Annotated in this window: 14 protein-coding genes; 8 read left to right on the forward strand and 6 right to left on the reverse strand. The window is 39.0% G+C overall.

Going from position 1 to position 21,567, the window contains the following annotated elements:
- Positions 1–159 precede the first annotated feature (159 nt).
- Positions 160–1,086, reverse strand: a complete 927-nt coding sequence (locus CTN07_RS16525) for a DMT family transporter (RefSeq protein ID WP_005299341.1) — start codon at positions 1,084–1,086, stop codon at positions 160–162.
- Positions 1,087–1,178: 92 nt separating this feature from the next.
- Here CTN07_RS16525 and CTN07_RS16530 point away from each other — a divergent pair, with 92 nt between their 5' ends.
- The 3 genes from CTN07_RS16530 (at position 1,179) to CTN07_RS16540 (ending at position 5,635) form a co-directional block, all read left to right on the forward strand.
- Positions 1,179–2,090, forward strand: coding sequence for a LysR family transcriptional regulator (locus CTN07_RS16530; RefSeq protein ID WP_005299344.1), 912 nt, complete (start codon positions 1,179–1,181; stop codon positions 2,088–2,090).
- 381 nt (positions 2,091–2,471) lie between these two features.
- Positions 2,472–4,988, forward strand: a complete 2,517-nt coding sequence (locus CTN07_RS16535) for an MGH1-like glycoside hydrolase domain-containing protein (protein WP_005299348.1) — start codon at positions 2,472–2,474, stop codon at positions 4,986–4,988.
- A 326-nt stretch (positions 4,989–5,314) separates the two neighbouring features.
- Positions 5,315–5,635, forward strand: coding sequence for a DUF496 family protein (locus tag CTN07_RS16540; protein ID WP_005299351.1), 321 nt, complete (start codon positions 5,315–5,317; stop codon positions 5,633–5,635).
- Between the two features lie 231 nt (positions 5,636–5,866).
- Here CTN07_RS16540 and rsmF read toward each other — a convergent pair whose 3' ends face one another.
- The 4 genes from rsmF to CTN07_RS16560 form a co-directional block, all read right to left on the reverse strand.
- On the reverse strand, positions 5,867–7,297 hold the full coding sequence (gene rsmF / locus CTN07_RS16545; protein WP_036763849.1) for a 16S rRNA (cytosine(1407)-C(5))-methyltransferase RsmF: 1,431 nt from the start codon (positions 7,295–7,297) through the stop codon (positions 5,867–5,869).
- A gap of 130 nt (positions 7,298–7,427) precedes the next feature.
- On the reverse strand, positions 7,428–10,052 hold the full coding sequence (locus tag CTN07_RS16550) for a PqiB family protein (protein ID WP_005299357.1): 2,625 nt from the start codon (positions 10,050–10,052) through the stop codon (positions 7,428–7,430).
- Complete coding sequence (locus CTN07_RS16555) at positions 10,036–11,229, reverse strand: paraquat-inducible protein A (RefSeq protein ID WP_005299360.1); 1,194 nt, start codon at positions 11,227–11,229, stop codon at positions 10,036–10,038. Before CTN07_RS16555 ends, CTN07_RS16550 begins: the two co-directional genes overlap by 17 nt.
- A 109-nt stretch (positions 11,230–11,338) precedes the next feature.
- A complete protein-coding gene (locus CTN07_RS16560; RefSeq protein ID WP_036764998.1) occupies positions 11,339–13,144 on the reverse strand; it encodes an ABC transporter ATP-binding protein in 1,806 nt (601 codons plus the stop codon).
- Positions 13,145–13,231: 87 nt separating this feature from the next.
- On the opposite strand from CTN07_RS16560, the gene msrC reads away from it, so the two are divergent.
- From msrC to CTN07_RS16580, 4 genes are all read left to right on the forward strand, one after another.
- Positions 13,232–13,690, forward strand: coding sequence for a free L-methionine (R)-S-oxide reductase MsrC (gene msrC / locus CTN07_RS16565; RefSeq protein WP_036763852.1), 459 nt, complete (start codon positions 13,232–13,234; stop codon positions 13,688–13,690).
- A 110-nt stretch (positions 13,691–13,800) separates the two neighbouring features.
- Positions 13,801–14,433 (forward strand): RNA chaperone ProQ, encoded by a 633-nt coding sequence (proQ, locus tag CTN07_RS16570; RefSeq protein WP_005299366.1) that lies wholly within the window; start codon positions 13,801–13,803, stop codon positions 14,431–14,433.
- A 16-nt stretch (positions 14,434–14,449) separates the two neighbouring features.
- The gene (gene prc, locus CTN07_RS16575; RefSeq protein ID WP_005299369.1) at positions 14,450–16,459 is read left to right on the forward strand and encodes a carboxy terminal-processing peptidase; all 2,010 of its coding nucleotides are present in this window, start codon (positions 14,450–14,452) and stop codon (positions 16,457–16,459) included.
- 188 nt (positions 16,460–16,647) lie between these two features.
- Positions 16,648–17,310: a lipocalin-like domain-containing protein gene (locus CTN07_RS16580; RefSeq protein ID WP_005299371.1), complete on the forward strand. Its 663-nt coding sequence runs from the start codon at positions 16,648–16,650 to the stop codon at positions 17,308–17,310.
- Positions 17,311–17,396: 86 nt separating this feature from the next.
- On the opposite strand, the gene pncB is transcribed toward CTN07_RS16580, so the two are convergent.
- Positions 17,397–18,596 (reverse strand): nicotinate phosphoribosyltransferase, encoded by a 1,200-nt coding sequence (gene pncB / locus CTN07_RS16585; RefSeq protein ID WP_005299374.1) that lies wholly within the window; start codon positions 18,594–18,596, stop codon positions 17,397–17,399.
- Positions 18,597–18,896: 300 nt separating this feature from the next.
- Between pncB and pepN the strand changes: the two genes are divergently transcribed.
- Positions 18,897–21,521, forward strand: a complete 2,625-nt coding sequence (pepN, locus tag CTN07_RS16590; RefSeq protein WP_005299377.1) for an aminopeptidase N — start codon at positions 18,897–18,899, stop codon at positions 21,519–21,521.
- Positions 21,522–21,567: the final 46 nt, after the last annotated feature.

Raw genomic sequence — 21,567 nt, forward strand, 5'->3', positions numbered from 1 at the left:
TTAATTATCTAAAATTGATGAAGTTACATTATCATAACTTAGTTAGCTGTTGATATAATCAAGACCAATTAAGTGCATAATAAAAGTAGATATCAATCTCATAAGGCTCTGATACATACCTACAAGAAACTCAATAGCTTCATCATTAAAGAAAGCTTTCTAAGCCACTTTCTTGTGTGGTTTCTTCACTTTTTGCTTCTTTAACCAATTAGGTAGCAGGCTGTTTGTCATAGTTGCGACCACAATTAAACTCAATCCAAAGATTTGCTGGTGGGTGAAAGTTTGCTGAAAGAAGACAAATTGCCAGATGGTTGAGAATATTAAGTTGGTGAAGATTAAAGGTGCTAATTGTGATCCGCTGTGTGCCAATTTATAAGCCTTAGCTCGATTGACTTGAGTATTAATAACCAGCAGTGCCATCATGACTAAAAAGAGTAGTTGATGCAGACCTTGATTTGAACTGATCAGAGAAACAAAATGAAATTCGCTTGAACTAAACAGAGCAATCGGAAGTACAAAGACAGCGGCACTGGCAAAGCACCAGAAATTGATCTCTTTAGGTGATAGGGTACTTTTAGATGAACGATAAAGCGCTAATTGAGAGCCGGCATTAAAAATACCACCAGCAATACCAAGTAAGATATCAAATCGCCATTTCATCTCACCGCTATGACCAGCAAGTAAAATCACTCCCACAAACGTGACAATTAATGCTGCAATATTCCAAACATTGATGCGAACTTTAAAGAAAAGTCGCTCCAAGATTGGCATAAATAAAGGGCCAGTAGCAAAAAGAACAACACTTTCAACCAACGAGAGTGTTTGGAGTGATTTTAGAAAACATAACTGACACAAACCAATACATAATGCGCGAGTTAGTAATGGTTTAAACTCCTGCTTTGATGGCAATTTTATGTTAGTAAAACTTAAAACTATAAGGAGTATTAATGCTGGCATAGAAAAACGTAAGAAACTAAACCATGGAATGGGGAGCTGATTACTGAGAAGTTTAGCTAGTAGTCCAGTTGCTGATAAACTTAAGGTAGATAACAGCATATATTGTACTGCGCGATCAATTTTGAGCATGGTTGCCTCCGTTTATAGAAAGCGATGTTACGCCGATTAATGGTAAACTAATAGCGAGTAATTTTAACCAGTCATGTAAGGAAAACTTACAGATGAAAAGAGCGTTACCTTTAAAATCGATCAATTCATTTATTGCAGTAGCACAAACTGGAAGCATGAGTGAAGCTGCTAATGAATTACACGTGAGCCATTCAGCGATCAGTCAGTCGATAAAGTCATTAGAAATTATGCTGGAAAGACCTTTGTTTGAGCGCATTGGTCGTAGGGTACAGCTTAATGACGAGGGGAAGCGCTATTACGATAAAATTGCTCCAGCGTTTGAGCACATAGTGAGTGCCACTGAAGAATTGTTGGCTAGTAAAAAAGAAGAGCATCTGACATTAAATATGGTGAACTCACTAGCATTGCATTGGTGGATCCCAAGAGTTGAAAGCTTTCAACAATATGCGCCTGATATTGATATTCGAATGTCTAATTTAATTGGATGCTTTAATTTAGATAAACACAGTGTAGATGCCGCCTTGGTTCATGGAAATCGAAATGAATGGCTGGGGTATTATTGTGAACCACTTCTGGATGATGAGTTAGTAATGGTCTGTAGCTCTGAGTTGCTTGCTCATAAAGGTATGGATACAGAGTTATTAGATGCTTCCGTTATTGCATCATTATTACAACAGAGTAAACCGATTTTTGTCGTTAACGATAAGAGAAAGGATGATTGGGATACATGGTGCCAACAAAATGGGGTTAATCCTCCTGATATGTCTAAAGGCTTAATATTTCCAGCTTCAATTCAGGCTGTTCAAGCAACCATTCGTCGTCTTGGCATACTTGTGACTCATCGATTGTTTGTTCGTGATGATATTCGTTATGGTTTGCTAACAGAAATTGGTCATAACGTACGCTGCGATGATCTAAGTTTTTTTCTAGCGTGTAATCACAATAAAGCAGGGCAGAAAAGTATGGTTGTTCTTACTGAATGGTTAAAGCGTGAGTTTAAGTAGTAAAGAAATGAAATTATTATATTTGTGATCTAAATACATAATAAGTATGTAATGTATAAATATACCCATAAGAAATATTGAATATATATGGTGTGGTTTCTCTTTATATGTAAATTTCATTATTTAGTAATTTGAGTAATAAATAGTCTTATTGATGTAATAAGTGTAGATAATGAAAATTCAATTCTTTACTGGAATAATTCCTTTTTTGCATGGTGCGTAATATTTACATGTAATGAATATTTTTTCATCGTGATGTTTAGTCAAGGATGATTATTTTGCAGCTGAAAATATCAAAATAAAAATATATTAATATATTCGGTATGGATAAGGTTATATTCTGTATTTTACTAAATTTTATTATTTGGGGTTGAATTTCATATGCAAAAGAAAATTTTAGCTATATTAATTAGCGCTACATTTACATTGGTTGGTTGTAATTCATCAGACAATGAAAATAATACTCAAACAAATCCACCTATTATTACGCCACAGCCTGAAGGTGAGAATGGTATCCAGCCAGAACCTCCTGTACCAGATCCTGAAGATGATATAATTATTAACAGTACAGATTACCAATTAAGTTTGGATACGGCGAAAACAATGATATTTGCCAATGCTTCTTTTTATGGAAAGGGACATGAGTCACATTGGCACAATAAAAATACTATTGTTGGATTTGGATATAAAAATCAGACTTCTGATAAAGATGGTATTGGATGGTTTATTGAAATTCCAGAAAAGACAGAATTAGAATTAACAGCACTGGTTGAAAATACATTTATTCAAGAAGACGGCTCTAATGGTGGGATGTTGCGTGTTGAAGTCTTTGATGCAGAAGATTTAATGCGAAATAAACTGATATCTGGTATTGATGCTCAATGGAAGGTTTATACTAAAAAAGATAACAGCAAGGACAACTGGGGATTAGTTGAGGATAAACTAGGTACAGTAACTATACCTAATGAGGGAAAATATCTAATTATTCTTAGGGCTGTACAAAATGGAAGTAATCCTAATGGTGAAATATATGAGCGCAATGTAAGCATGTTAGCTGAAATGAAATTAACGGGAAAATATGCAGAAAATATTGAGCAACTAAAAATACCGGAAACAAGAGGGAGATATTTTACTTGGAAGAAAGAATATATTCCAGAGGACCTGCCAACATTTGAAAGTTCTAAAGACAAATTACCGAAGCCTATTTTAGATGGTAATCCTGAGTGGGTGAATTTATATTGGAATACTTGGAAGTTTGCTTTCGAACAGTTGAGAACAGTAAAGGCAACTAATACGACATTTGTTTCAAACTATATAGATGAAGCATTTAGCAACGATCTATTTCAGTGGGACATTCAGATGATGATTGAATTCTGGAAATATAGCAATGAAACATTTAATGCGATTGCAACGCAGGATAATTTCTATAGAGCTCAAAATTATAATGGTATGATTCATCGCATGTTAAATGAAATAACTGGCGATGATCATGGACAAAATGATGCACAGCAAACTAATCCTCCAATATTTGCATGGGCAGAGTTAAACTGGGCAACGATTACAGGGGATAAAACTCGTTTTGAATATGTTATTCCTGCAATTGCTAAGCAATTAGAATATATTGAAAATGCTCATGCAGAACCTAAAAATAAAAAAGATAAACATTTCCTATATTGGAATAATGGTCAAGGTAACGGTCTTGATTCATTACCTAGAGCTAATGGACCATATGAAACTAAAGATGTTGGTTCTGTAGATATGTCAGTTCAAGTTGCCAATGAATATTTCAGTCTGGCTAAAATGTCTGAAATGATTGGTAACGAAAATGATGCAAATAGATTTAGAGAGAAAGGTTTATTTATAGCTGAAAAAATAAATCAATTATGGGATGATAATGCAAATTTCTATGTGGATATAAATTCTGATAAATCGACATTTTTAGATAAAGCAACAGGAGAGCCTGTTCTAACTTTAGCAGGATCATGGCCATTATTATTTGGAGATGAAATTATTTCCGATAATAGTATTCGAGCAGGATTAATGGTCGAAAAATTATTTAGTCCTGATTATTTTTTTGAACCGTTCCCACTCCCTGTGTTGTCTAAAAACCATTCTCAGTACACACCTGGTGAATATGATATGGGCGGAGTTATGACTCCGACTGCAATGATAACTATGGCTGGATTGAGAAAACAAGGCTATATACATGAAGCTTCAGTTTTAGGGGAAAAGATCCTAAATGCAGTTAATGAAATTTTCCGAGGAGGAACACATTACTGGGGTAATCATGTTTTAACTTATCCTGAGTGGAAAGATAAGCGAATCTGTACCATATGGGAAATGTACAAGCCTACTAAATCATTAGATAACCATGGTGGAATATGGGACACAAATGAAGAAATATACTACCATAATGGAGCAGAAAATGGTTCTCGATCAGTTCGGCCTCAATTTGTTGGTTGGTCAGGTATCTATCCAATTAATACGTTAATCGATCATGTTATTGGTTTAGAAGCTAATGCGCTTGAAAATCAAATTACGTGGAATTTACGTAGAACAGATAGGCATGGTATTGAACAATTTAAAGTGGGAGATACGTTTGTCGATCTTATTGCCAACGAACGTAATGTAGGTGACGCAGTAACTATCACCGCTAAGAGCTCAAATAAAGACATTAAATTAACTGTTAAACATCTACAAGATGATAGTGATAATTCTTCCATTGTGAAAAAGACTATTACTCTTAAGGCTGGGCAACCAATAACTTTTACTGTCAAAGGTTCAGGAATAGCATCTGCTAAACATTCTTATCCAGTTTATGATAGCTCAAGATTTAAGTTGAATGAAAATTGTGCGAATTATAGTGATCTTATAAAAGAAAATTACCCAATAATGTAAAATTGCACTTTGAAAATAGATAACAACATCAGCCATTATGGGCTGATGTTGTTACATAGTTTGATTTTTGTTCTCAAAGGTATGTGTGTTCACCAAACATTCATCTAAAAAAGGTATAACAGATACCTAACTGATAAGGACACCGAGGGTATTTAGTCGATTCAGTGAAAACTTAGCTCTCGGTACTTGAGTTAGATGACTACTTTCTGCTATAACGAGCTTATAGAAAAAACTGAGCCTTCAATAGGTTAATAGTTATACAGACGACTTGAGCCTTGCATATTAATCAGTTTTACAAGGTTTTATTTTCATATTAAGGACTAGCTATGAACAACATCCTTGAACTTGTACGTGAAACACGCCGCAAGAACAAACTAAAGCGTGAAATCTTAGACAATGACCGTAAGATTCGCGATAACCGTAAGCGTGTAGAACTTCTAGAGAACCTACTAGACTACATCAAGGCTGATATGAGCCACGATCAAATTGTTGAGATCGTTGAAAACATGAAGTCTGACTATGAAGATCGTGTAGATGATCACATCATCATTAGTGCTGAACTATCAAAAGAACGTCGTGACGTTAGCAAGCACGTTAAAGAGCTTAAAAAAGCAGAGATTGCTCATAAGCCAGAAAACCACAAATAATTTGTTGGTTTAAGAATGAAGAAAGCTCGAGCTTAGTCTCGAGTTTTTTTATGCAAAAAAATAGCCCGATACTATTCCTGTTTCGGGCCTAGGGGAATGGCTCGTTAGAGCCTTGCGCTAACTGGTTAGTAATGGAGATCAATTACACTATCAATACTAGTTCACCATACTAATTTTGCCAGTTTTACAGATAAATTCTTGTCTTACAGCTAAGATCTCGACATGATTGTCTTAGATATCAAACAAGTTAGTATCTCGTACTAATTCACGCGGTAAACCATTTTTGATTCGGTTACTGACCCATTTGCCTAAGCCAATAGGGTAATCGCGGTATGTTACAATCACTTCACCTTTACCCGCTGGTTGATCTGGGCGAATATCACGTCCCATAAACCACTCTTTCGCTTCTTCTGCCGTTAGGGCGATCGCTGTTTGTTCCTTACCAGTAGCAAGAGTCATAACAGCTTCATGTTGCCAACGATAACCTTTCTTATGCTGTTCAGCCAAACGAATACCAATACGTTGGAAACGAATTTCACCAATAAGATTACTGAGCGCAGAAGGGAATAACCAAACTTCTTTATCTCTCACCCAAACATCATTTTGCTCAGGTAAGGTAATATCAAGATCTTGCTTAAACTGTTTAGCAAGTTCAGCTTGGTCTTTATTCGACATTTTACTGAATGGGAACTTACCCATACGTTTTTTAACTACAGGAGATTCAACTGCAGCCAATTTACGAATACGAGCAACAAAGAAGCCTTCACTGTCATAAACTTGTGGGTAGACATGTAAGAAACCATCTTCAGTCAGCGTTTCTTTTGCACCCTCAAAGAGATCATCAAGCGGTTCAAATTCAACGGCATCACCATAAGTTTCTTTTAGGTAATGGCAAACATCTTGGTTTTCACGAGTATTTAGCGTACAAGTCGAGTAAACCATAACACCACCGGGCTTAAGCGCTTGGAAGGCACTAACAATCAAGTTGCGTTGAACTTCAGCAATCTCTTCAATGGAGTTTAGCGTCCAGTTCTTCATCGCATCTTCATCTTTACGAATCGCACCTTCACCAGAGCATGGGGCATCTAATAGGATAGAATCGAATGACTCAGGAGCCCAACCGCCAAAAACGCAACCATCAAAGTGAGTAAGAGCAACACTGTAAACACCACAACGTTGTAGGTTTGAGTGTAAGACCTTAATTCGACTTGCTGCGAGCTCATTTGCAACCAGTGCGCCACGGTTTTCCATTGCACAAGCAATCTGTGTTGTTTTAGAGCCAGGTGCTGATGCCATATCAAGCACAACATCTAAGTTATCATTGTCTTTTAGTAGTGCCGTTACAGGCATCATAGAACTGGCTTCTTGGATATAGAACAAGCCAGCCATGTGTTCTGCGGTATTACCTAATGATACAGAGGTTTCATCATCGCGCTCAATCCAAAATCCCGTATCACACCAAGGTACAGGTGTTAGAGTCCAACCTTTGTCAGCAACACGTTCTAAAAAATCAGCAACACTAATTTTTAAGGTGTTTACTCGAATGCTACGACGCAGAGGGGTTTTACAACATGCAACAAACTCATCAAGATTAAGATGTTTCGGCATGGTTTGTTCAATAAGGTTTAGAAATGCGTCTGGGATATAGATATTAGAATGCACTGATGATTCTCTATTTACGGGTTTTAGCAGGGATTTTATACCAAACAGAGAAAATAGGAAAAAAGAATACAATGAAAACGATAGAATAAAAAAAAGAGTGGCACACTGACCACTCTTTCTATTTTAGTTTTTAGCTCTTAGGAATGGCAGTTCGCCAACTTAGCCATTGAGGATTAACCTCTTTATGCAGTAAGAAATGCTTACCATTATGAGCTTTTGGCGATAATGGCTGTTTTTCCGGAGTAGCAAACGAAATACCACCACGTAAAATGCTGTCAACCGTACCTGCTTTTACTTCGGCACCTGTTAGGCCAAGTGTTACGTTCACCCCAGAAGTATTCCAGAAGACAGTATTAGAACGTACTAGGTAACTGTATTCTTTGTCTACTTGCGCCTCGATAATAACGCGATCAGATAGCTTACCTAATGATACATGAGTAACCTGACCAACTTGAATATCACGATAGAGCAGAGGAGTTCCTTCTGCAATTGAGTCTCGCTCTTCTGCTTCAAGGTAGAGAGTTTTGCCTGATTCTAATTTCTGTGATGAACCTAATTTGAAGGTTTGTGCATAGCGACCATTACCCGGTTCCACGGCAATATAACTGCTAAGTAATGAATCAAGGTTTTCTGTACCTGTTAGGCTTAGCTTTGGTTGCACTAGCCAGAAATAGCTGCCTGATTTTGCCAATGTTTGTGCGTAATTAGGGAATAGACGAGCCTTAATAATGACACTTTCATTCTTAAAATCAGGGACAATCTCGACCACTTTACCAACATTAACACCCTGATAGCGAATCGGAGTGTTGGTAGCAATGGAACGAGCATCTTTAGCTGTGAGTGTCACTTGTAAACCAAAGTTTTGAGCCGCACTTAAACTGTCATAAAGTTTAAAGGCACGACCTTCTTTATTCGATACGTTGTCCATTGTATCAAAAGCGATGCCACCTTTGATTAATGTACTTAGCGGACTTGCTGTTAACTTAAGGCCACCAATTCCTGCTTCAACTTCAACGCCTGAACGATTCCAAAATACGGTTTGCTGATTAATAAGATGACGGTATTGGCTTTCGATTTCAATATTAATCGTGACACCGTCACCTTTTAGTGCATATCCCAGTATCTGACCAACCTGTAAATTGCGGTATAGAATCGGGCTACCTTCTGAAACAGGAGGGAGTTTGTCGGCAAATAGAGTCAATTTAGCTGCTGATGAACGTTGGTTATCCGCTAAAGATGCTAGATTTTTATTTCCGTACAGAGTGTAGGATTTTGCAATGCTAGCCTTACCTGTAGAGGTAAAACTGATTGCGCTGGTAATTAGCTGATCCGCTGGTGCGATAGATACATCCAAGCCTTTGTTACTGACATTGGCTTGAATTCCACCTTCGATATAAAAACGACTACCAGAGCGAATTAGATGAGTAAATTTAGGTAACACGAGAACATCAAATTTTACTTTGTTCTCATCAAGCGTGACATTAGTAACACGACCAACAGTGATACCTTTATAGTTCAGTTTAGTACCACGTTTGATGCCGTGACTGGTGTCTGCAATTAGCGTAAAATTAGCCGAACCTTTCTGTTGTTCTTGTAGCGTATCTTGAGTAATGGCTTTGAACTTACGAGTAGGTTCTCCTTTTCCTGGAATGATGCGCAAGAAATTACCTCGAATAAGATTGCCGATATTTTTCACGCCGTTTAAAGAAACTTCCGCTTCTTCTAATAACAAACTTGAACCTGTTGTGAGTAGATCGCTCATACTTGGTTCAATAGCTGCATCCGCAATAATTTTATTGGTCTCTTTATCTAAGCGAAGATCGGAGATCTGACCAATCTGTAAACCGCGATACATAATTGGTGAGCCAGATGCATTGATATTATTGTTATCCGGTAACTCGATTTTAATCGCGATACCTCGGCCCGCTGTATTGATATCGGGGTAGAGTCTAAACAAATGATCTTGTTCAATTGGCTTGCCTTCATCGGGTGAATCAAAAGCGATAGCACCTGCGATTAATGCCGAAAGACTTTCAAACTGAACATCCACACCATTAAATCCAATGTTGGCACTCATCCCACTAACATTCCAAAAACGGCTCTTATTGGTCACCAAGTTTTCGTATTTTGGGTAGATTAGGAGATCAATGATCACTCGTTTTTTGTTACCGCTTAGGGTGTAGTTATAAACTTCACCAACAGGGATCTTTTTATAAAAAACTTGGGAACCAATACTGACCGATCCCAGTGTAGGGGAGCGTAATTGTACTTTTAAGCCATCAGCAACTGGAGTATCTGATGGTTGAGACTCTAAGGCGGTAAATTTTGTTGTTGGTTCACCATCACCAGGTTGAAGGGCTATATAGTTACCAGAAACTAAGGTATCAAGGCCCGATATACCAGTAATAGAAGCTTTAGGTTTGACTAACCAAAATTGGGTATTTGAACGAAGAGTTTTTGCCGCTTCAGGGTAAATATCTGCCGTAACATAAATGCTCTTTAAATCTTTAGATAAAGAAACATCACGAACCATACCGACTTCTAAGCCTTGATAGCGGATCGTTGTGCGACCTGCAATTAAGCCTGATGCGTTATTAAAATGGATTTGAATGCGTTCACCCGCCTCATTTACTGCTTTATAGACCAGCCAGCCGGCCAAGCACAAAGCGAGTAACGGCAGTAACCATAATGGCGATATGCCACGATCACGCTTTATTTCAACAGGTTGAGGTTGTGGATTATTTTGGTTGTTCATAGTTATCCCAAATTAAACGAGAATCTAAACTCTCTGCTGCTAACATGGTTAGGACTACCACGACAGCAAATGCAATGGCTCCAGGACCCGGAGTAAAATCTAATAATTGACCGCGATCGATGAGTGTCACCATTATGGATATAACAAAGAGATCCATCATCGACCATTTACCAATCCATTGGATGATGCGGTACATTTTCATTCGCGTTAAAAAAGAGCCTTGGCGCTTAAACTGTATACATAACAATATATAAGCCAAACCTAAGATTTTGGCGACAGGCACAACAATACTGGCAATAAAGATGATTGCTGCGATACCTGACATATTGGTTTTAACCAGTGTGGCGACACCAGAAAAAATTGTATCTTCCAGTTGCTTACCATTATTAAAGAAAATAGAAATAGGATAAAGGTTTGCAGGAAAAATAAACACGCTAGCTGAAATAAGATAAGCCCATGTTTTTTGTATTGAGTTTGGATCGCGGTGATGAAGTTCTGAGCCGCAGCGTCTGCAATAGGCTTGCTGTTTCTGAGTTAAATGACAGGTGTGACAATGCACCTCTAGATCTGTATTAAGATGTTCTTTTTCTGGCTGCCATGCATCCCAATATCTGCGCACACTGATTTTAGTTAATAGCGCCAGCATGAGAAATTGTAAGATCACAAGTGAAAATAGCCCTGAACCAACATAGATATCTGCATGATCTTGAACTTTAAAACAGGCAATAGCGAGACTCACAAGAAAGACATCAAACATCGCCCAGTGTTTTAAGTGCTCTAATAGCCAAAGTGAGCGTTTAAAAAGTTTGAATCGGCGAAAATGTAGGCCAAGTTGGGTCGTAATGACCGATGACATAACAAGAAAAGGGGCGATAGAGCTACAAAATAAAATAAGAGCTGCGACTCCTGGGAAATTACCCGCCAGTGTTATGGTTCCTGATGGTAAAGTCGCGGGGATCATTTGGCCAAAAAGGCGAATTGTGATCAATGGAAAAATATGAGCAGGAACAAATAAGATCAGACAAGCTACAGCGAGTGCTAAGTCGCCGCCAAATTGTCGAACTCCACCTCGATATAATCGTGTTTGGCAGCGAGGACAGTAGGCGCTTTGTCCTAAGTTCGCATCTTTAGGTTGAATAAGAAGATCACAACCAGGACATAACCTCGCTGTAGACATAATTTTTGTGTCCTTATAAAAGCAAACCAACCCGCATCTATCCATGACAACGAGTTGGTCTATTACTTCAAGTTGTTACATTGCAAAAATTATTACGGTTTAATAACCATTATTTTGCGTTAACGACAACGGGCTCGATATTTGTTGATTGTGATGAGCCATAGAGTGTTTGGTATAGTCCATCGGTTGCAACCAGTTCGTCGTGTGTTCCTGCTTGGGTGACTTGTCCATCTTCTAATACATAGATTAGATCAGCTTGCTTAACCGCAGATAAACGATGCGCAACAATCAAAGTCGTTTTACCATTTAAAAAAGTATTTAATGCATGGTGAAGTGCCGCTTCTGTCGCAGTATCTAATGCCGATGTTGCTTCATCTAAGATGACAAAATCAGGGCTTGATAACACCATTCTAGCAATAGCTAACCGTTGACGCTGACCACCGGATAAACGAATACCTTGACGACCGATCTCAGTATCTAATCCTGCCGTTAAGCGTTCTGTCACATCAGTGAGTTGGGCAATTTCAAGTGCTTGCCATAGCTGTTCATCACTGAAATGTCCGCCCAATGTCAAATTGTGCCTTAAAGTGTCGTTAAATAAAACGGGGTGCTGTAAAACAACGGCCATTTTTTTTCGTAACTGTTCGTAACTGACTGCTTCGATAGGGTGGCCATTAACCAGAATATTGCCATGGTTTTTCTGATAGATCCCTAAAAGAAGCTGGATGAGCGTTGACTTACCGCCGCCAGATGCACCGACTAAAGCAACGCGTTTTCCCGCAGGAATAGATAAAGACAGAGAATTTAAGATTTTCTTTTCGTCATCATAGGAGAAATGAACATCTTGCAATTGAATATCGATAGCTTGGTTTGCGGTAAATGGATCTACAGTGGCTTGAGGGCGCTTTTCTTCATCGAGAGTCAACAAAGTATTGAGTCGCTGCATTGCGGCTGATGCGCCATACCATGCAAATTGAATATTGAGTAACTCTTGGACCGGGGTCAGCATAAACCAGAGATAGCCAAACACCGCCAGCATTTCCCCAACTGTTAAGTTACTAAACACCACCATAAGCATGGCCGCAGCTCTAAATACTTCAAAGCCAATCAAAAAGAGCAGAAAGGATACTCTTCCCGCGGCCTCTGATTGCCATGCAAATTTGTCTGCGCTGTGGCGAATATCATCAGCATCATGTTTTAAACGAGCTAAAAACTCACGTTCTTTATTGGATGCACGAAGTTGATAAAGGCCATCTAATGTCTCAACTAATCGTTGCTGAAATTTTTCGAACGACTTGTTTTCTTGACGCTTGAGGTTTTTGACGCGATTACCCATTAATTGTGAGGCATACACGACGATAGGATTGACCAGTAAGATTAATAATCCCAGTTTCCAGTTGATCCAAAGCAGCACAATAGCAGTACCGATGACCGTTAATAAACCCACGAGAAATCTGCTAAGCGTATCGCCAACAAATTTATCTATGGTTTCAACATCCGTGATCAGATGAGATGTGACGCCGCCACTTCCTCTCTCTTCATATTGACGCATGCTGATACGGCCAAGTTTATTAAGTAAATGTTCCCTTAAGTTATAAGTTATGTCTTTTGCTACCAAGGTAAACTGACGGCTTTGCAGTATATTGAGTGCCTGACTGATAACTCGCATTAAAACAACCAGTAACAGCACCATAAGGATATATCCTGTTGGTCCTTGCCAATGGTCAGGTAAAAGATGATTTAAGTAGACAATCCCTTCACCTGGTTTTTTGAGTAGAACTTCATCAACCATCAAAGGCATTAAAAGCGGAATAGGGACACTGACTAACGTAGCAATAATCGCAATGATGTTTGCTGTGATAAGTCGTTTCTTATGTTTTTTTGCTTGTGTAATTATCCAAGACCAGTTAATCATTTGAGTTGTTGTTCTGTGTGACACAATGATAATGATTCCTATTTTAAATTAAGTTATCCATTCTAACGGCTATATATGGAGTAAGCTATGGAAAATAAAGCAGCCTTTTACAAAAGATTGACTCAACAAGCCCTTGCACTTATCGAAGGGGAAAAAGATTTGATTGCTAATATCTCTAATATTAGTGCCTTATTGAATATGGAGTTAGAGGATATTAACTGGGTAGGGTTTTATCTACTAAAAGATGATCAATTAGTATTAGGGCCATTTCAAGGCAAACCCGCTTGTGTTCGAATTCCGGTTGGACGAGGTGTATGTGGTACTGCAGTTTCAGAGAAAAAAGTACAACGAGTTGCAGATGTTCATGCCTTCCCTGGACACATTGCCTGTGATGCAGTGAGCAATTCGGAGATAGTTCTTCCTCTTATTGTAAGCGGGGAAGTGATCGGAGTTTTAGACATCGACAGCCCAAGTTTGTCAAGATTTGACCAAAATGATGAGCTAGGACTAATTTATTTCATAGAAGAGCTACAAAAATATCTTTAATTTCATGCTTTATGTGGTTTTTCGTCTGTAGGTAATTATAATAGTCACCACTATTTCTTTTTGATCAAAGTACTACAGCGAGATGTTCTCGCTCTATGTCAGGTAAATTCATGGAAAACTCTGAAAAGTTAACGAACAGTAAAGAAGTGATTGCATATATTGCTGAGCGTTTCCCTAAATGTTTCACTGTAGAAGGTGAAGCGAAGCCTCTTAAGATTGGTATTTTCCAAGATCTTGCAGAGCGTCTAGAAGGCGATGATAAAGTAAGTAAAACGCAACTGCGTACTGCATTACGTCAATACACTTCTTCATGGCGTTACCTTCATGGCGTAAAAGCTGGCGCACATCGTGTAGATCTAGACGGTAACGAGTGTGAAGCTCTAGAGCAAGAACACGTTGAACACGCGCAAAAAGCTTTAGAAGAAAGCAAGGCAAAAGTACGTGCTCGTCGTAAAGAGCAAGCTGCTCATAAAGCTGCTGCGAAAAAAGATCGTGACCCTAAAGCGAAAAATTCACCTAAAGCTAAGAATGTTAAGCCAAAATCAGCTAAGCTTAACAAAAAGCCTGTAGTTGAAACTCGTAAGCTAACTGCTGAAGAGATCATCGAAGGCAAACAAGTTCAAGTGAACATGGGTTCTGGTAATATGCCAGCGACGATTGTAGAAATTAACAAGGACGATGTACGTGTACGTTTCAATAACGGTCTAGTAATGGCTGTTAAAGCGGAGCACCTGCATTCGTAAGGAGAATGCTCGACGTATGAAATGTCGATTCCGTTTTTCCCTGATCGCTGCCGGTATGATGTTGGCAGCATCAGCTCAGGCCGTGGAGGCCAAATACTCATCAAGTGACTTACCGACGCTTGCCCCTGAAGAGCAGCATGCTACTGCCGCTAAAAGGGTTGCATCTCGCCTTACTCGTTCTCACTATAAGCATTTTAATCTTGACGATCAGTTTTCTGAAAAGATGTACGATCGATACATAGAGATGCTAGATTACAATCGCAGTTTTCTTACCGCTAGCGATATTAAACAGTTTGATAAATGGCAAGATCAGTTTGATGATCAACTCAAAGCGGGTGATAGTGTAGCCGCTTATGATATCTTTAATAAAACGCTTGAGCGCCGCCTCGAACGTTATCAATATGCGTTAACGTTACTTGATAAGCCGATTACGTTTACCACCAATGAAGAGTTCGTTATTGATCGCTCCGAATTACCGTGGGCAAAAGACAGTAATGAGCTTAATGAAATTTGGCGTCAACGTGTTAAATACGATGCTCTAAATCTTAAGCTTGCAGGTAAAGATGAGGCAGAGATTAAAAAAACTCTGACTAAACGTTACAACAATGCGCTTAAGCGTTTAACTCAAACTCACAATGAAGACGTATTCCAACTTTACATGAATGCGTTTGCTCGTGAAGTCGATCCTCATACAAGTTACTTATCTCCTCGTAATGCAGAACAGTTCCAGTCAGAAATGAATCTGTCATTAGAAGGGATTGGTGCTGTATTACAAATGACGGATGATTATACGGTTATTCGTTCTTTAGTTGCTGGTGGTCCTGCTGCATTATCGAAAAAACTGTCCGAAGGCGATCGCATTATTGGTGTTGGTCAAAAAGGGAAGAAAATCGTTGATGTGATTGGTTGGCGTTTAGATGACGTCGTCCAGTTGATTAAAGGTCCAAAGGGCAGTGATGTGATACTGGAAATCTTGCCAGAAGGTAAGAATTCGAAGAGTTACACTGTCACGATAACTCGAGATAAGATTCGTCTTGAAGATCGCGCCGCTAAGTCAGAAGTTAAAACTGTTAACGGTAAGAAAATTGGTGTTATTGAAATTCCAGGTTTCTACGTTGGTTTAACAGAAGATACCAAGAAAGAGATTGCAAAACTGAATGCTGATAAAGTTGACGGTGTCGTGATCGATTTACGCAATAATGGCGGTGGAGCACTAACTGAAGCAACGGCACTAACAGGACTATTCATATCAGAAGGACCTGTTGTACAAGTTCGTGACAGTTATGGTCGAGTTAAAGTAAACGGCGATTCAGATAATGTGGTTTATTTTAATGGCCCACTTACTGTACTTATTAACCATTATAGCGCATCAGCATCAGAAATTTTTGCAGCAGCGATGCAAGATTATGGTCGTGCCGTTGTGCTAGGTGAACAGTCCTTTGGTAAAGGTACGGTTCAGCAGCATCGTTCTTTGAATCATATTTATGATCTGTTTGATAAACCACTCGGTCATGTTCAATACACGATCCAGAAGTTTTATCGAATTAATGGCGGCAGCACTCAAAACTTAGGTGTTGTTCCTGATATTGCGTTCCCAACAGCAATTGATCCTGCTGAAACCGGTGAGAGTGTTGAAGATAATGCTCTACCTTGGGATAGTATTAAGCCGGCTGATTATAAGAAGATCTATAATTTCTCACCAGTAGTTCCAAAACTTGAAGCAGAGCATAAAGCTCGTATCAAGAATGATATGGAATTTGGCTTTATTGCTGAAGATATTAAGCAATATAAAGCAGAGAAAGACGTTAATACAATCTCGCTAAACGAAAAGACTCGTATTAAAGAGCAAGATAAAGACGATGCAGACCGCTTAGCTCGTTTGAACAAACGACAAAAAGTATTGGGTAAACCGGCGTTTAAATCTTTGGACGATGTGCCTAAAGATTATGAAGCACCAGATGTTTACCTCGATGAAGCGGTTGCGATTACTTCCGATCTTGTAAAAGAAAAAGTGAAACGCAGCTAATTCAGGTTACGCATTAATAAAATTATCGCCCCAGCTTAGAGATAGGTTGGGGCTTTTTTGTTGATAGAAGTTGAAAAACGGATGGTTCATTGAAATCTTAGCTAGGCTTATAAACATAACAAGCAATAAATTGTCATGGTCTAATTTATGCAGGGAGATATAAGACCTATATCAACAAGGTGCATAATATGAAGAAAATACTCATTATCATTGTTATGATGATAACTTCGTCTTTGTCGTTGGCTAATAATAAACATGATATTACTGAATTTGATTATCCGTTTCTTTTGGGGGATTGGTATTGGTTCAGTCCTTCTGATGATGGAGTTGAAAGTGATGGTGTTCACTATCGTGCAATGAACATTAAATTTAAATCTACTTATCAATTCATGCTTAGAATGTTAAAAGCTGATGGTTCTGTTGATGAATGGGTCGGAACCTATGATATTGATGAGTCTTCAGTAACCTTATTTGCGAATGGTCATCCAGAACAATCACACAGTTATATGCTCAGTTACAATCAATTCATATTAGATGGTGCTCGGTTTACCAAACTTGCACCTGAGAATCTTCCTGGTAATTGGCGATCTTCTCAGCTCTCTGGTAAAGATATCCATCAAGAAATTGAAGAATTAAGTTTGTCTTTACGTCCTGATTTTCTCTTTTCTGCTGAAGTGTCAGATAAAGAAGGTAAAACGAAACAGCACCAAGGTGTGTACTATTTAGAAGATAACAATATTGTGCTTATGTATGAGACGGGTCAGCATAGTAGTGAGTTTCAACTGGCTTCAGATACATTGACACTCACAAATACTGATTTTGGTATGGAAGCGGTTATGCTTAGAGAGTAGATAGATAAAAGAACGAATAAATGGCAATGAATGTAGCGATAAGAAAAAGGCTAGATGCGGAAAATAACGCTCTAGCCTTTTGCATATTAGTTTGCAATCTTAAATGCTGTACGTAATTGGTCGAGATAATCTTCATCTCGGCACATAATTTTACCTGGCTCATCAGAGATTTTTGCAACAGGTCGGCCTTGGCATTCTGTAAGTTTAAGCACTACATTCAAGGTTTCTACGCCTGGTAGATCACAGGTTAATTGAGTACCAATACCAAAGCTAACATTTATACGATCTGCAAAATGCTTATAGATATTGAGTGCTTTATCCAGAGTTAGGCTATCTGAGAAAACAAGAGATTTTGTTTTTGGGTCAATGCCTAAATCTTGATAATGAGCGATCGCTTTTTCACCCCAAGAGATAGGGTCGCCACTATCATGACGTAAACCATCAAAACGCTCTGAAAGACGAAGATCAAAATCTCGTAAAAAAGCGTCCATATTGATGCAGTCAGTTAAGGCAATACCTAATGAATCCGGGTATTCTTGTAACCAGCGATTTAATGCAAGTTGTTGTGAGTCTGCAAGTTCACCAGACAGTTGCTGATGTCCTTGGAACCACTCATGAGCCTGAGTACCAACAGGAGTTAACCCGCGAGTGAAAGCTAAGTAGTAGTTGGACGTACCCTTAAACTCAGGCATATTTTTCGCTAAGTAATCGACAACCTGATGGTGAACAGCTTTAGAGAAACGGCGTCGAGAACCAAAATCCACCAGCGCAAACTGGCTTAAATCGATATTATTTTGCTGCGCATTTTGGTAAAAGCGCTCAATTTTAGTTTCTAGTTGAGCGATTGCATCAGCAGCCGATGCATTAGGATAACGGTGAGAGCAACGAACTTCGCAAATGATTGCTAGAAGTGGGACTTCCCAAAGAATTACGTCGAGCCATTTACCCGTGATTTTGATGGATAATTGATCGCCTGAATCGTCAACGAAAACATTTGCCGCGTTAAGCTTGAAATCTTTCAAGTAAGCAAGGTAGTCTGCTTGGAAAAATGATAATGTTGATAAATAGGCCAGTTCATCGTCAGTAAATGAAAGCTCAGAGATCTTCTCAATCTCAGCTTTGATTTGTTGACAATACGGACGTAAGTCTTCCTTGCTGCGGCAATGGAACTCCGCAACCGCTTCGACGTTCGGGTATTGATGAAAAATTGCTTGCTGCATATGCAGTTTATACGCATCTGTATCAAGCAGGGATTCGATGACCCCATTGTGACCTGTATGATTCATATCTAATGTTGTAGTTTGTCGCAATCCGGTAATTCTACATTACTTTGAGTTTGTTTTGGCTAAAAACCAGCAAACTTTCATTAAATTTTAGGGCAGTAACGATACGCTTAAACGGAGAAAACAACAAGCCAGTAAAGGGAGTTTATTTTTACCGTACAGTAAAAAATAATTGTTGCAATTCTCAGTTTAGTTGATATTAATTCTTATTCATCAATGGTTATACAGTAAAATATCTAAAACGTATACCTTGATTAGGAAATCATTACTGCTCGATGTTTAGGCAAAAAAGGAAAAATACGCATGTCTGATATAACAAACACTAACCAGCCGACTGCCAAATACCGCGCCGACTATACTGCTCCTGATTATACCATCAGTGATATCGATCTGACGTTTGATTTATACGATACTCAAACAAAAGTGCTGGCTGTTAGTCAGGTGAAGCGTTTAACCGATGCTAGCTCTGCTGTTTTGGCTCTAGATGGTGATGGGCTTAAACTTATCCGTGTGAGTGTTGATGGTCAGCCATGGACTGCTTATCAGGAAACCGAGAGTCAACTCATTCTTTCCAATCTTCCTGAGAGTTTCGAGCTTACTATTGAAACTGAAATTAACCCAGAAGCGAACACATTACTTGAAGGTTTGTACAAATCGGGTGGTGCGTATTGTACTCAGTGCGAGGCTGAAGGTTTCCGTCGCATTACTTTTTATTTAGATCGCCCCGATGTACTGGCTCGCTTTACCACAAAAGTAATCGCCGATAACGAATACCCATTTTTATTAAGTAATGGTAACCGTATTGCTGAAGGGCAACTAGATAACGGCCGCCACTGGGTACAATGGCAAGATCCATTCCCTAAACCATCATACTTATTTGCTTTAGTTGCTGGTGATTTTGATGTATTGAAAGATCACTTTATCACTATGAGCGGTCGTAAGGTTGAGCTTGAGATCTTTGTTGATAAAGGTAACTTAGATCGCGCTACTTATGCGATGACGTCACTGCAAAATGCCATGAAGTGGGATGAAGAGCGTTTTGGTTTAGAGTACGATCTTGATATCTATATGGTTGTTGCCGTTGATTTCTTCAACATGGGAGCAATGGAAAACAAAGGTCTTAATGTTTTCAACTCCAAGTTTGTATTAGCGAATCCAAAAACCGCCACAGATACTGACTACCAAGGCATTGAATCCGTTATTGGTCATGAATACTTCCATAACTGGACTGGTAACCGTGTGACTTGTCGCGATTGGTTTCAACTAAGCTTAAAAGAAGGATTAACCGTATTCCGAGATCAAGAATTCTCTTCAGATCTTGGTTCTCGTCCTGTTAACCGTATTGCAAATGTCCGTATTATTCGTGGTCCTCAGTTTGCAGAAGATCGCGGCCCGATGTCTCATCCAATTCGTCCGGAAAAAGTGATTGAGATGAATAACTTCTATACTTTAACTGTGTATGAGAAGGGCAGCGAAGTGATCCGAATGATGCACACGTTACTGGGAGAAGAGAAGTTCCAAGCGGGTATGAAATTGTACTTTGAGCGTCATGATGGCACGGCTGCTACCTGTGATGATTTCGTTCAAGCAATGGAAGATGCTTCGAAGATTGATTTATCTCGCTTCCGTCGTTGGTATAGCCAATCAGGAACTCCTGTTGTAACTGTTACAACTGAATATGATCAGGATAAGGCGCGTTACGCGGTCACGATTAAGCAAGAAACTGCAGCGACACCAAATCAAGAAGAGAAACTACCACTTCATATTCCGTTTGATATCGAGTTGTATAACCAGGATGGTGAACCTTATGAGTTACGCTGTAACGGTGAGTCGATTCATCATATATTGGACGTGACAGAAGCAGAACAAACGTTTGTTTTTGAAGGGATTACGACACAACCCGTTATCTCTATGCTAAGAGAGTTCTCGGCTCCTGTCGTACTACAATATGATTATAGCGATGATGAGCTGATCTTCTTAATGACCCATGCTCGTAATGAGTTCGCTCGTTGGGATGCAGGTCAAATGCTATTGGCTAAATACATTCGTCACAACGTAACTCGTGTTCAGCAAGGCAATAATGTAGAGCTTTCTGAAGCTGTGGTTGATGCATTCCGTGACGTTTTATTATCAACTGAATTGGATCCCGCTTTTATTGCTGAGATGCTAACACTGCCAAGTGAAAATGAAATAGCAGGTTGGTACCAATGTGTGGATGTGGATTCAATTCATCATGTTGTTGGTGAACTGACGAAGATACTGGCAAATGCAATGAGCGATGAATTTAGTGCTATTTATCATTCGTTAACACAAAAGCAATATAGCCTAGATCATCAAGCAATGGCTCAACGCACACTCCGTAACCAATGCCTATCTTATCTTGCATTAACTGAGCAGGGTAACGCATTAGTTGATGCTCAATATCAAGCTGCGGATAATATGACTGACACTATGGCTGCAATGAATGCGGCGAATAATGCTCAGTTAGCGTGTCGTGAAGCACAAATGACAGATTTTAGTGAAAAATGGACTCATGATGGCTTAGTGATGGACAAGTGGTTCATGCTACAAGGTAAAAATCCAGCAGATAATGCCTTGCAAGTTGTTCGTGAAACCATGAATCATCCTGCATTTTCACTGAAAAACCCTAACCGTACCCGTAGCTTAGTGGTGAGCTTTACTGCAAACAATCCAGTTCATTTCCATGCAAAAGATGGCTCTGGCTATCTATTCTTGACTGAAATTCTAACGCATTTGAACACCAGTAATCCTCAAGTTGCTGCTCGTTTAATTGAACCGTTCTTAAAATATCGTCAATACGATGCAGAACGTCAGCAATTGATGCGTGCAGAACTGGAGAAGCTAGCTAACCTTGATAATTTAGCGAAAGATCTTTTCGAGAAAATTCATAAAGCTCTTGAGCTATAAGCCGATATATCACTCGTGAGCACAAAGCCTAAGGAGTTGGACTTCT

Origin of the sequence: Photobacterium damselae (genome assembly GCF_003026815.1) — a bacterium.
Classification (GTDB): Bacteria; Pseudomonadota; Gammaproteobacteria; order Enterobacterales; family Vibrionaceae; genus Photobacterium; species Photobacterium damselae.